At 45.5% G+C, this 13,685-nt stretch carries 11 protein-coding genes; 7 read left to right on the top strand and 4 right to left on the bottom strand.

Going from position 1 to position 13,685, the window contains the following annotated elements:
• The 7 genes from AC3A14_RS21260 to AC3A14_RS21230 all read left to right on the top strand — a co-directional run.
• The coding region (locus tag AC3A14_RS21260; protein WP_487779148.1) for a hypothetical protein at positions 1-543 on the top strand (543 nt) is incomplete at its 5' end.
• A gap of 391 nt (positions 544-934) precedes the next feature.
• The gene (locus AC3A14_RS21255; protein ID WP_318732347.1) at positions 935-1,177 is read left to right on the top strand and encodes a hypothetical protein; all 243 of its coding nucleotides are present in this window, start codon (positions 935-937) and stop codon (positions 1,175-1,177) included.
• A gap of 746 nt (positions 1,178-1,923) precedes the next feature.
• The gene (locus tag AC3A14_RS21250; protein WP_318699678.1) at positions 1,924-2,541 is read left to right on the top strand and encodes a GUN4 domain-containing protein; all 618 of its coding nucleotides are present in this window, start codon (positions 1,924-1,926) and stop codon (positions 2,539-2,541) included.
• Positions 2,542-2,658: 117 nt separating this feature from the next.
• Positions 2,659-2,910: a hypothetical protein gene (locus AC3A14_RS21245; RefSeq protein WP_318699679.1), complete on the top strand. Its 252-nt coding sequence runs from the start codon at positions 2,659-2,661 to the stop codon at positions 2,908-2,910.
• Positions 2,911-2,968: 58 nt separating this feature from the next.
• Entirely contained in the window at positions 2,969-4,498 is a 1,530-nt protein-coding gene (locus AC3A14_RS21240; RefSeq protein ID WP_318699680.1) for a YifB family Mg chelatase-like AAA ATPase, read from the top strand.
• 121 nt (positions 4,499-4,619) lie between these two features.
• A complete protein-coding gene (locus AC3A14_RS21235) occupies positions 4,620-7,508 on the top strand; it encodes a glycerol-3-phosphate acyltransferase (protein WP_318732346.1) in 2,889 nt (962 codons plus the stop codon).
• A gap of 199 nt (positions 7,509-7,707) precedes the next feature.
• Positions 7,708-8,691 (top strand): Rpn family recombination-promoting nuclease/putative transposase, encoded by a 984-nt coding sequence (locus AC3A14_RS21230; protein ID WP_318732345.1) that lies wholly within the window; start codon positions 7,708-7,710, stop codon positions 8,689-8,691.
• A 300-nt stretch (positions 8,692-8,991) separates the two neighbouring features.
• Here the strand turns inward: AC3A14_RS21230 and AC3A14_RS21225 are convergent, their stop codons facing one another.
• The 4 genes from AC3A14_RS21225 to AC3A14_RS21210 form a co-directional block, all read right to left on the bottom strand.
• Positions 8,992-9,219, bottom strand: a complete 228-nt coding sequence (locus AC3A14_RS21225; protein WP_318732344.1) for a hypothetical protein — start codon at positions 9,217-9,219, stop codon at positions 8,992-8,994.
• Between the two features lie 165 nt (positions 9,220-9,384).
• On the bottom strand, positions 9,385-11,535 hold the full coding sequence (locus AC3A14_RS21220) for a Tex family protein (RefSeq protein WP_318732343.1): 2,151 nt from the start codon (positions 11,533-11,535) through the stop codon (positions 9,385-9,387).
• Positions 11,536-11,719: 184 nt separating this feature from the next.
• The gene (gene radC / locus AC3A14_RS21215) at positions 11,720-12,448 is read right to left on the bottom strand and encodes a RadC family protein (protein ID WP_318732342.1); all 729 of its coding nucleotides are present in this window, start codon (positions 12,446-12,448) and stop codon (positions 11,720-11,722) included.
• 120 nt (positions 12,449-12,568) lie between these two features.
• Positions 12,569-13,525 carry a phosphoribulokinase gene (locus AC3A14_RS21210; RefSeq protein ID WP_271944694.1) on the bottom strand — a complete coding sequence of 319 codons (957 nt, stop codon included), beginning with the start codon at positions 13,523-13,525 and terminating at the stop codon, positions 12,569-12,571.
• Positions 13,526-13,685: the final 160 nt, after the last annotated feature.

The raw sequence follows: 13,685 nt of genomic DNA, 5'->3' as shown, positions 1-13,685 counted from the left end.
CCATGGGGAGATCCTCCCATCACTGAAAAAGATGTCTCCAATGATTCTCTTCCAGGGTCATGGTTGAAGAAGGGATCTAGAGTTAAATTGCGAACATTAGATGATGGAGACCCAGAGATGGATTTCTATAATGAGGGGGTTGTTACCGAGCAACTAGAGGATGGGAGATGGAAGGTATTCTGGAAGAACTGGGGGTATTACGGAGAACATCAACCAGATGAACTTGTCCCAAATAACTTTACCCCTGATGACTTTATCCCCACTCCTACTTCCACTCCCACTCCCCAAGAGCAAGTCAACTTACCGAAAGCGGATTCTGTTCCATCTCGCGGCGATAAGGTTCTGTATGTCCCTCCAGCAGGTAACCTGGAAGATCCCAAAGTGAGAATCTATGTGGGGAAGGTTAACAAGAAGGATCGGCATTGGCTGTGTGAGGTTGATTCCTATAAGTCGGACATGGAACCGCATATGCATAACTGCGATCGGGCTTCTCTTGCCGATGGGAAGCGGTCAGAGGGCATCTTCTGGAAGCCATCGGCATAAGTTAGACAGTGAATCATTCTGGCAGTAGGATTGGCTTCTCGTCACTCCTACTGACTTCTGGCGATGGTGCTACCAGGATAATTGGGCTTTCACAGTTTCTCACTTCTTGCAAGAAAACCCTGAAAGCCTTACAGGATATTGGTTTCACAGGTTCTCAGTTGGAGACAGGATGCCACTTTCTGAGTGTTTCCTGCGAAACCTAGACTCTGTAAGACATTGAGTACGCTACCATCCCTTTGGATTAACTGGGTTGCAGATTCCTGGACTTTTTCCGTGAAATCCATACCCCGCAAAGCTTTGACCGGGTTGCAGGAACGCGAAAGGATACGCCCTAGCCGTTCCTTCTTAGGGAGTCAGGGTGACGCTATCCATATGCATCATCAGTGTCAGCGTGAATGAGGGTGACATTGATTATGCATATACACTTTTCCGAGATAACCTTAGCAATTCCGTGGGGCAAGAGCGCCGATCGCCTTGGTCTAGCAGGGATATTCAAGTGATTCGCCTTCTGGGAGAACGAGACCGATTGCACCGGGGCATAGCCGGTCTAACCGAAATTTCACCCTTAATGAAAAGTCCTGTTTTGACCCATTTTCCCCCAAACCCCTTGGGGGGGTGTTATGGTGGGTTTTAGGTGCAAATTAGGTGTGAAGTTACTAATCTGTTGAAGGTGTTAACACCTTTCGAGGGTGAAAGTCTCTCCATGGAAGAGACAGATTCAACGGAGAGAGAGGGATTTGAACCAAAGACCCTGAAGTAAGCTAGCGTTATTAAAACGGCTGAAAGCTTTCTTCTGTCTTGAATAGAAAACCTCCGATCGCTCCCTATTTTGTCTATGGAAACTTTCTCTGGATTATCGCTTGCCTTGAGCGATCGCCGGGATTATGCTTGATTCATCAGTGAAAGGATATTAACACCTTGAGAAAGTGTTGCAGCACTCTCCCAAGACTTCCTCAACTGTGAGTAACCCACAATTGGAGCAGAACTATAATGGCACAGGTTTTAGTCCCCGTCTATGTATCTACATTGGCTGGTACTGACGATGGGCAATACTACAAATATTTTGAAGAGTCTGAAGTACCTGGACTGAATCGGTTTAGAATTAAACATCTAGATGGGTTATTTGTCAATTGTTGTCGCTTTTGTTTATCCTTTTTAAGGATGCTTTATCGGATAAAATGTCAAGCCTACTCAAACGCTCTCTTCTAATTAAAGATTTGCCTTGGGAAGAATCTGAAATTGCAATAAATCTTCATAAAGTGCTTCGCGCTGGTCATAGGGAATAGGTAATTGCTTGGTCTGTGCGTCTCTCCCTTCTCCCCATCCCTCCCAGAATTTGCCACAATGGACAGCAGAAGAACCTGTCTTAATCGAAACCTCATGTCTAACGAACCTTCCAATGAACCCCAAACCCCTGATTTAGAAACTCGTATTTCTGAACTCGAAGCGCAAATCGCTCAGTTGAGTGTCTTAACCTCCTTACCCGAAAAAGCCAATAAATTACAAGAACAAGTTGAATACTTACTCAATGTCGTCACTGATGTGGAGCGCTATGGTAAGTTGGGTGAATGTTTAAGCGCTGGCCAATGGAAGGACGCAGACGAAATTACTACTGCCTTAATGTTAGAAGCGATGGGCCAAAGCCGTCATGATAAATTAACGCCGGATAATGTGCTGATGTGTCCCTGTAGTATTATTCGCGTGATCGATCGCCTGTGGCTCAAATATAGTGATGGCAAGTTCGGTTTTAGCGTCCAGAAAAAATTCTATGTGGAAGAGGGGGGTAGTGATGATATTTCTAAAGTGGATATGAAGATTTTAGAGAAAACAGCAGCTAAAATGGGTTGGTTTAAAGATGGCAAATTTTTGGAGTTAGAGAACCTGGATTTTAGCTTAGATGCGCCTGCGGGGTCTCATCCTTCAGGATGGTGGAGATCGCCCTATGGTGGAAAAATGGCGACCTATTTCTTTGCCCGGATGATTCGGTGTGGTATGTAACAGAACTATAACTGAAGTTCCTCACTATTGTGTTAAGAGCTATTGAGAACAAGGGTAAAAAATTCCCCGGTTCTGCTATAAACAAGGTAAGGTCTTGACAAGCGTGGAGGAATACTCATGAATCTGAAGTTAATTTTTTTTTCTGGGGTTGTTACGGCTTTGATTGGTATTGTCTTTGGATTGTCGGTGTCGAAAATGTCGCAACGACAATTTCAATGTTGCGATCTCACCCACCGACCAGAATTTACTGATGGATTTAGTACATCACGAGCGCCTCGTACCTATGCCATAATTGGAGCGTCTGCGGGTTTTGCGATCGGTTCTTTGATCGAAACTGTGCGACAAAATAAACCGGCTGAAGTAGATTAATGGGGGAGTGGGGGAATGGGAAGACGCGGAGATTACCATTACCTATGACCCATTACCTATGTTAGCTAGAGTCTGGAGTGCATCCCTAGTCGGAATCAACGCCATTAAGGTGGGAGTTGAAGTTGATGTATCTGGGGGACTACCGGCGATCGTAGTGGTTGGATTGCCGGATACAGCGGTGCAAGAGTCGCGGGAAAGGGTAAAGGCAACCTTGAGAAATTCGGGATATGCGTTTCCCATGCGAAGAATCGTGATTAACTTGACTCCCGCAGATTTGCGTAAGGAGGGGCCAAGTTTCGATTTGCCCATTGGTATTGGAATTTTGGCGGCTTCGGAACAGGTCAATCCTCAGTTACTGGGAGATTATTTGTTTTTGGGGGAAGTCTCCCTAGATGGGAGTTTGCGCCCGGTGGCTGGAGTTTTACCGATCGCCGCTGCTGCGAAAAAATTAGACATTACGGGGTTAGTCGTTCCGGAAGATAATGTGCAAGAAGCTGCCCTCGTCAGTGGATTGAAAGTGTATGGGTTTAACCAACTTTCTGAAGTCGGGGATTTCCTCAGTCAGCCCGATCGCTACGAACCTGTCGTATTTGATGGCGTGAAACGTTGGCAAAATTCATCTGCGAAGCGTTTAGATCTTGAGGATGTTAAAGGGCAAGCTCATGGTCGCCGTGCCCTGGAAATTGCGGCGGCCGGCGGTCACAATTTAATCTTTGTTGGTTCTCCAGGCAGTGGAAAAACCATGTTAGCACGGCGTTTACCCGGAATTTTGCCGCCCTTGAGCTTTGATGAAGCTTTAGAAGTGACTCAGATTCATTCTGTCGCTGGTTTATTGAAAAATAAAGGCTCTTTAGTGTGCGATCGCCCCTTTCGCAGTCCCCACCATTCCGCCTCAGGCGCTTCTTTAGTTGGTGGTGGCAGCTATCCCAGACCCGGTGAAATTTCCCTTGCCCACGAAGGTATACTTTTTCTCGATGAATTGAGCGAATTTAAACGCAATGTTCTCGAATTTCTCCGCCAACCCCTTGAAGATGGGGAAGTCACCATATCCCGCGCTCGTCAAACGGTTACGTTTCCTGCCCAGTTTACCCTCGTCGCTTCGACGAATCCTTGTCCCTGTGGCTATTATGGCGATTCGATTCAATCCTGCACTTGCTCTGCGCGCCAACGGATTAATTACTGGGCCAAATTATCGGGTCCATTACTCGATCGCATCGATCTACAAGTTGCCGTCAACCGTCTCAAACCCGAAGAAATTACTCAACAGAGTACTGGGGAACCTTCCGCAACTGTACTCGAACGGGTTACAATAGGCCGCGATCGCGCTCGGTTCAGATTCCAAGACGATCCCAATCTCCATTGCAATGCTCATATGCAAACTTCGCATCTGCGCCAGTGGTGTCAACTCGATCAAACCAGTCAGCAAATATTAGAAGGAGCCATTCGCAAGTTAGGATTATCCGCGAGGGGAACCGATCGCATCCTCAAAGTTGCCCGCACGATCGCCGATTTAGCCGGTCAGGAAACCCTGCAATCTGCCCATATCGCCGAAGCCATCCAATACCGGACGATCGATCGAATGAATTAAAAATTTTGGTAATGGGTAATCCCTATCCCTCCATATCCCTATCTTCCCATTCCCCTATCCCCCCATTTTCCCATTGTCATATTAAGATCGCGATCGTCAGTGAACAAAACCCGATCCAGAAATGTCTATCGAACTGCTCAAAGGTCTGGCTATTTTAATCTTCTGTCCATTGCTCGGCGGTACCCCCCTGATCCAATGGCTTACCCTAGCGTTAACGGGCAAAAACTTAGCCCGACTGGGTACAGGAAATATTTCCGTTTCGGCTGCCTTTTATCATGGGGGTAAACTGGCAGGGATCGGTGCCGTCTTATCGGAAGCGGGAAAAGGGATCGGTGCAGTTCTCTTGGCGCGATCGCTCTTTCCCCAAACTCCTGTGTGGGAAATTATCGCCCTGATCGCCCTTGTTTTGGGACGCTACTTCATCAGTCAAGCCGCAGGAACGACGAACGCCACCTGGGGATTAGTGGTGCATAACTGGCAAATTTCTCTCCTCGTCGGTCTGATCGCTCTGGTGGGTCTCACGGTCGTCCGGGAGCGCAAATCCCGTCAATATGGCATCTTAATCCTATTTCCCCTGCTTCAGATTCTCATGCACCCCAATGCCAAAGGATTGGCGATCGCTACGATCTCCCTCAACACCACCCTCGCGCTCATCTACCAACACATCCCCGACGACCTCGAACTTCCCTCTAATTCCTCCACTCGAAACCCAAATATGCCCTCACTCTTTCCTGGAAATAAGGGAATTCTCTCCCTCGATCGCCCCCTCAAAGCCCAAGAAGTGGGTGCAAAAGCGGCTAACCTTGCCTACTTGAAAAAACTCGGTTATCCCGTTCCTCCGGGTTGGATTTTACTCCCTGGAGATGACCCCCAACCGGTGATTAGCCTCCTGAACCCCTCTCCTCAGAACCCTCTGATTGTTCGCTCCTCAGCCTTCGGAGAAGATACGCTACACTCCTCTGGAGCCGGTCAATATACCAGTATTCCCCAGATTACTAACGCCCAAGGCTTACACCAAGCCATCCTCACTTGTATGCGATCGGCCGATAATCCCCAGGCGATCGCCTATCGTCAAAGCCGACAACTCCCCGATACCCAAGTCGCCGTTTTAATTCAACCACAAATCGCCGGAGTCTTTTCCGGTGTTGCCTTTAGCCGTGACCCTATTGCCCGCAGTGGTGAAGATGTAATCATTGAAGTGCTTCCCGGAGATCCAAGCCGTGTCGTTTCTGGTCAAGTCACTCCAGAATCCTATCGCGTCCTAGTGATAGAAACGGATGGAGAACCAACCACCCAAATTTTAGAAGGTGATGGGGGTATTCCCCTCGCCTTAATTCACCAAGTGGCTCAAATAACCCGTCAAATTGAAGGCAACTATCACGGAATCCCCCAAGATATTGAATGGACATATGATGGTCAGCAACTTTGGCTTTTGCAAACTCGCCCCATTACCACCCTGAGTCCAATTTGGACGAGAAAAATCGCTGCCGAAGTCATTCCCGGATTTATTCATCCCCTGACCTGGTCAATTAATCAACCCCTCACTTGTGGCGTTTGGCGCGATATTTTTGCCATTGTTTTAGGAAAAAAAATTGCCAATTTAGACTTAAATCAATTAGCTACGCTACACCATTCCGTCGCTTATTTTAATGCTTCCCTATTAGGAGAAATTTTCCGCAAGATGGGACTACCGCCCGAAAGCTTGGAGTTTCTGACCAGAGGAGCAAAGTTTACGCGCCCTCCCTTATCATCTACCGTCAAACAGATTCCCGGATTATGGAGACTTCTGCAACGGGAATGGTCTTTAGAAGAAACTTTTGAGCGAGATAACTATAAGTGGTTTTCCCCTACATTAGAGCAATTAAAAAAACAAGTTCCTCAAACCCCTTCAGAGTGCTTAGACCGCGTGGATTTAATTTTAGAAACCCTAAAGCGTGCCACTTATTACAGTATTTTATCCCCCTTGAGTTTTGCCTTGAGGCAGGCCGTGTTTCAGGTTTCTGAACAGGATTTAGATTATCAAGAAATGCCAGAAGTGGCTGCTCTCGAAGCATTGCAAGAGTTGGCCACCTGTGCCCACCATTTACTGCCCCATTTGGAGACAGAGACCCCGGAAACCTTGTTTGGTTGTTTGTCTGAATTGCCAGACGGTCAGAGTATTATCGATCAGCTCTGCCAATTTATGGAGGATTATGGGTATCTGAGTGAGGTAGCAACGGATATTTCGGTTCCTCGATGGCGGGATAATCCGAGGATGGTGCGCGATATGTTTTTGCAACAGTTACATCAGATGAAAGGCGATCGCCCCAAAACCTTACCGAAAGGGCTTAAAATTCAAATGGTGCAAGTGCGTTTAAATCTTAAGGGTCAAGTTACTCAAATCTACAGCCAATTGTTAGCTCAGTTGCGTTGGAGTTTCTTAGCCCTAGAAAAGTTCTGGATCGAATCCGGGATTTTACCGGTTCAAGGAGATATCTTTTTCCTCACTTTGCCAGAAGTGCAAGCGGTGTTATCTCACTCTACCGATACATTTTTATCGACGGACAGCATACCAGAAATTATTGCAACTCGCAGAGCAACATTTGCCCAAGATAAATTAGTGAAATCTATTCCTTACGTTGCTTACGGTAATCAACCTATCAAAAGAATTACCTCTTCTGGTCAGTCTAGATTAAAGGAAGGGCAAACGTTATCAGGCATTGGAGCAAGTCCAGGACAAGCGGAAGGTCAGGTAAAAATCATGCGTCAGTTACAAAATGTGGAAACGGTGGATAGCGATACTATTTTGGTTGTTCCTTATACGGATTCAGGTTGGTCTTTGGTATTGGCAAAAGCAGGCGGATTGATTTCCGAAGTTGGGGGAAGGCTATCCCATGGCGCGATCGTGGCGCGAGAGTACGGAATTCCAGCCGTTATGGATATTCCCAACATTATGGAACGGTTGCATAATGGGCAATGGGTTCGCATTGATGGGGAAACGGGAATGGTGGAAGTTATTCATGAATCATGAATAATTAATACAGTGTTCAATCCTCTATCGGCAGGTTCCACAACCCTCTTCCCTCGCGCGAAGTGCTATAATTGTTTACTATCCAGGGAAAGTGTATGACCCAGTTTTGTCTTATCTTTGCCACGATTGGACGAAGATTAAGATTTACGCAATGCTCTCAATACACAGGGCTACACTGGTGATTAAAGGATAAATAATCATGGAATTTATCAGTCCCAAAACCGATTTCGCCTTTAAGCGGATCTTTGGTTCCCAAGAAAGCAAAGATATTTTAATTAGCTTCTTAAATGCCCTAATTTATGCAGGAAATCCAGAAATTCAAGACCTAGAAATTATCGATCCCTATAATCAAGTGGATATTAGCACCCTTAAAGATAGCTATCTTGATGTGAAAGCTGTCTTAGGTAACGGTACAACTGTCTTGATTGAGATGCAAGTATTAAATGTACCGGCCTTCAAAAAGCGAGTCTTGTATAACTGGGCTAAAACTTATGGAAATCAACTGAGCATCGGTCAACGTTATGTAGGACTGCAACCCGTCATTGCTCTAACGATCGCTGATTTTCCCCTATTCCCGGAGGTGGAACCCATTATTACTCACTTTGGCTTAAAAGAGAAAACCTTATCATTCGAGTATCCTGACGAACAGATTGAACTGATCTTTGTAGAGTTACGAAAATTTAATAAATCTCTGGAAGAATTACAAACACTGACGGAAAAATGGATCTACTTTATGAAGGAAGCCCCTAATTTACAGATGATTCCCAGTTCTCTAGAAGAAGTGCCAGAAATCGGCAAAGCGTTGGGAATTGCCAATAGAGCCAATTTGAGTGTCAAGGAAGCTGACGAGTTAGACCGAAAGGAACGGTGGATACTTGACCAGCAAGGTTATGTAGTGCAAGCAAGGATAGAAGGGCTAGAACAAGGGTTAGAACAAGGGTTAGAACAAGGGTTAGAACAAGGGTTAGAACAAGGGTTAGAACAAGGACGTGAGGAAGGTCGGGTTGAAGCAGCATTAGGATTAATTTTGCGTCTACTTCAGCGACGGTTTGGAGAAATTCCTGAAACGGCGATCTCCCAAATGCAACAGTTGTCTTTGGATGATTTAGATGAGTTGGGGATTACGATCCTCGATTGGACGAGTGTAGAAGATTTAGACTGTTGGTTGAGGGAGAGGGGGTAGAAGGGACGAATAAAAGGCGATTGCCGATTGGGAGGGCGATCGCCATATACAGTTCAGCGATTCATCTACGATTAAGACCATTTCTTTCTGAAGTTGTGCTTAATAGTGCCTCAATTATAGTGAATTCGATTAACAATGAGACATTGTTGTAGGGGCGGGTTTGAAACCCGACCCTACAATAGACCAATCATGATTGTATCAATCTTAATCGAATCGACTATAAAATATATCCTTTGTGCCATAGTCCTTTCTTCCTCTGACGGTTCTGAGCTTTTTCTTCTTCTTCTCTTAATAATTCTTTTACCAGGGGAACCACAATTTCTTCGTACTCAGAAATTCCCGACTCAGAAATCTTTGAAGACTTCTGAGTCGACTGGCTGCTTTTCTGGGTTGGGGAAATCTTTGAGCTAGTTTGGAGAGGGCTACATTGCGGCAGCCTTGCACTACCCAGATTAGCCGTTGTAAGGTTAAGTATTCTGTCCGACTTAAATTAGGTTCGAGGATTTTCTGGTACAATCGAGGAAGCATTTTTAAATTTTTGTGGTCTCTACACGACCACTTTACTCTTTTAGCGATCTGCTCCTGAACCCACCACTCTCTCTAGCATTGAGCCTCCTTATCACCCCTTGAGCAAAATTTCATGAATTTTCATTAAGCACAACCTTAATAGAGCGATTTTATTTAAAGTTGACATTAAACCCTCAAAGATAAACCAATCCGTTTCAACTGCTCATTCACTTCCAAAACCCTCACCTTTACGACTTGTCCTACCTTCACAATATCCTTCGGATCGCTAACAAAATGATCCGCCATTTGGGAAATATGAATTAAGCCATCCTGGTGTACCCCAATATCCACAAACGCCCCAAAGTTGACTACATTGGATACCACCCCCTCTAAAATCATCCCCTCTTTCAGGTCTGTAATCTCATTGATGCCCTCCCTAAACGTCGCGTATTCAAATTTCGCTCTGGGGTCGCGACCGGGCTTCTGAAGCTCATTAAGAATATCTTTGAGTGTGGGTAATCCGATCGCCTCCGTCCTATACTTTTGTAAATCAATTTCACACACCCGATCCGCAATTTCACTAATTTGCGCCAATGGCAACTTCAGATCCTTCACCATCTGTTGCACAATGCCATAACTTTCCGGATGAACCGCCGTATTGTCCAATGGATTATCCCCCTCACGAATGCGAAGAAAACCCGCCGCTTGCTCAAACGCCTTTGGCCCTAACTTCCGCACTTTCAACAGTTGGCGACGATTCTTAAACGCTCCATTTTCGTCGCGGAACTTGACCACATTCTTGGCAATCGTGGGCGTGATTCCTGACACAAAAGACAACAGTTGTATCGAAGCCGTATTCAAATCGACACCCACATAATTCACGCAACTCTCTACGGTTTCATCCAACTGTTTTTTGAGCAGTTTCTGATTGACATCATGCTGATATTGCCCCACCCCAATCGATTTGGGATCAAGTTTCACTAATTCCGCCAACGGATCTTGCAACCGCCGACCAATACTAATTGCACCGCGCACCGTCACATCTAAATCCGGAAATTCCTCTCGCGCCAAATCGCTGGCTGAATAAATCGAAGCTCCCGATTCATTCACCATTACCTTAATCGGTTTGCGCTCTAAAGTCTTCAGCACTTCTGTTACAAATTGATCGGTTTCGCGAGACGCTGTACCATTGCCGATCGCAATCAACTCTATGCTATATTTCTCGATTAGCCGGATCGTAACCCTGGCTGCTTCCTGTCTTTGGCGCTCTCCCTGGTGGGGAAAAATCGCCTGATACTCCAAAAACTTCGCCGTTTCGTCCAATACCGCTACCTTACATCCCGTGCGAAATCCTGGATCGATTGCCAATGTCGGTTTCATTCCAGCCGGAGGAGAGAGCAACAGTTCGCGCAAGTTCGTTTCAAACGTTTGGATAGACTCAATATCGGCTGCCAATTTACACTCAGCGCGAATATCCGACGTTAAAGACGGCTTCATCAACCGATTAAAGCTATCCTCAATCGCCTCCTGAAACCAGGGACGCAATACCCGGTTGCGGGTACGCAGAATCTGACTTTCTAAGTTCTCTAGGATTTTATCGCGATCGCCATCAAGATCCAGCTTTAAAACCTTTTCCTCTTCTCCCCGAAACAGAGCCAACAAATTATGGGCCGCCATTTTACTGACTGGAGCGCTATAATTGCGATACATCTCATATTTTGTCGTTCCCTCCGGATAATCCTTCTTAATTTGGGAAACAAATGCCCCCGTTTTAATCATTTTCTCCCGCACTTGCGTCCGTAAAACAGCCGTTTCCGCAATTTGTTCCGCAATAATATCACTCGCTCCTTTGAGCGCCTCTTCTACAGTTTCCACCCCTTTTTCTGAGTTTAAATAGGATTGAGCCAACTCTTCCAAAGACGAGACCGAGCCTTGGGACGTATTCAAATCTTGCAGCAGTTGTGCCAGGGGTTCGAGTCCCTTTTCCTTCGCAATAGTCGCGCGAGTCCTGCGTTTGGGTTTATAGGGCAAATAAAGGTCTTCAAGTTCCGTTTTCTGCTGACAATTTTCGATTTTTTCCTTGAGAGCATCTGTTAGTTTTCCCTGGCTCTCAATAGACTCTAAAATAGTCTTTTTCCGAGCTTCCAGCTCCGACAGATAAACGGAGCGATCGGCAATTTCTCGCAACTGTACCTCATCGAGCGATCCCGTTCGTTCTTTGCGATAGCGAGCAATAAAAGGAATCGTTGCCCCTTCTTGCAGCAGTTGCAGTACATTCTCAACTTGAGAGAGATTCAACTCTAATTCTTGGGCGATTTGTTGCGGAATTTGTAGCATAATTAATTGAGTTTAGAACGATACAGCGCTTTGCGCTGTGATGGGGGGATAGGGGGAGCAAACAACAGACTTGGTAGAAGCTCTGAGCTGTTCTAGATATTGTTAAAAACCGTCATTAATGTACCTCATAGCAGAGGAAACTGCTGTATATTCAGTAGGATAGGTAACGCCAACATTATAAAGCTTAACCAAACTCTTGATAATTATCCCATAAATCCGTAGTTTGCCGCAAACTCTGATGGGAACCCTGACCTAAAATCAGGTGGTCTAACAACGGAATACCCAATAACTGAGCCGCCTGCAATAACTGTTTGGTTAGCTCAATATCTTCCTCACTCGGTTCTGTGCTTCCTGTGGGATGATTATGGGCAATAATCAAACGACTAGCTCCTTGACGAATTACTTCCCGAAAAATTTCCCTCGGATGAGCCAAGGTTTCCGTCGCTGTACCAATAGTAATAACTTTAGTGGCTAAAACTTGGTTTTTAACATCTAAGGATAAAACCGCAAATTTTTCTTGATTTTGCCACATCAACTCATGACTTAAGGCTGCCGCAGCTTCATCAGGACTATTAATTTCTCGCTTAACCGGGCGACATTCAAACACCCGTTTTCCTAACTCTATCGCTGCTAAAATAGTTGTTGCTTTAGCTGGGCCAATACCATGAATTTTAGTTAATTCTTGAGGACTAATATCACGCAGAACTTCTAGGGCGTTGCGCTGACTTTCGCTTAACTCTTGTAACAGATGTTGCCCTAATCCCATGGCTGATAATTTGCCTTTTCCTTGCCCAGTTGCTAGTAAAATCGCAATTAATTCTGCTGTAGTCAAATGTCTGGCTCCCCGCTCAATGAGGCGCTCTCGCGGGCGTTCGCTAGTGGGCAGATCCAGCATCCGAATACTATACGTCATTTTAATTCAAAATTTAGAGAGAGATAGGGAGAAATCAAAAGGGATTATCCCATTTTCTGTGCAGTGGAAATGGGAGACAAGGGGCTGGGGACCCCTTATTTAAGGGAGCATTATGGAAATTCACTCACCAACATGGGCGGCTTTCAACATATGATAAGTAATCAATAGTTGGGTGAGTGCCAAGGGATAACTTTGCAGAATTTCGCCAGTTGTGCCCACCAACTTACCAATTTCTTCATTCCCCTCTAAACTACAGAATTTGCCTAAATAAGGCACATCATGACAGAGGATTTTTTCCAGTTCTTTGACTTGTTCGCTGTTGGCATGACCATCTACTTCTAAGACATCAACGGGTTTATTCATGTCCCGGTCTAATTCGAGACGAATAGCAGAACTCAGGTGCGATCGGCTGGGTTCTAAAATACCGGTAAAATCAGGATGGGGAATAGTGGGGCGCATCACTAAACGCACATTTAATAATAGGTCATTTTCTTCGGTACGATCTTCTGGGGGATAGAAACTAACGACAATATCTGACCATTGGCGTTGCGGACGGATAAATTGCTCTGAGTCAGGTTCCCGTTTGCGTAATTGTTCAATCACTTGCTCTTCTGTATATCCGCGTTTGCGCGTATCGCGCTTAACTTTCCATTGACCGCGTATCTCCTCTGGAGGAGCAAGGTATACTTTAACATCAAAGCTGTCTCTGGCAATGCGGGTGGAATAACCCAAGAGTCCTTCAACAATTACGAATCGTTTGGGTTCGATGTATTCGGGAGGATCGAACATCCCCGTATGGTGATTATAAATGGGTTTGAGGATGGGTTGACCGGTTCGCAATAGCCCTAGATGTTGTTGAATAATATCCAGATAGTTACAATCAGGGTGCAGTGCAGAGATGCCCATTTCTGCCCGTTGTTTACGGTCATATCGGTGGTAGTCATCTGTACAAATAACGGTAACGGTGTCTTCTCCAAGAGCTTGAGCGATTCCTTTGGTTAAGGTGGTTTTACCAGCAGCGCTATCACCAACAATACCGAGTAGAATGGGGCGGTTAGAACGGTTACGAGTGGACATGATTTAGGAGTTACCAAGTCTAGGGATTAAGTTGCCTTATGGTACCATGAATGGGCAATGGGCATTCGTCATCAGTTAAGGCTGTAAGCTGGTTGTCAAAGGACGAGGGAATAGGGAATAGGGAATAGGGAATAGGAAAAAACCGTTTTTACCTTTTCCT

Source organism: Roseofilum sp., from assembly GCF_982964205.1.
This window is presented reverse-complemented; position numbering and strand designations above follow the sequence as displayed.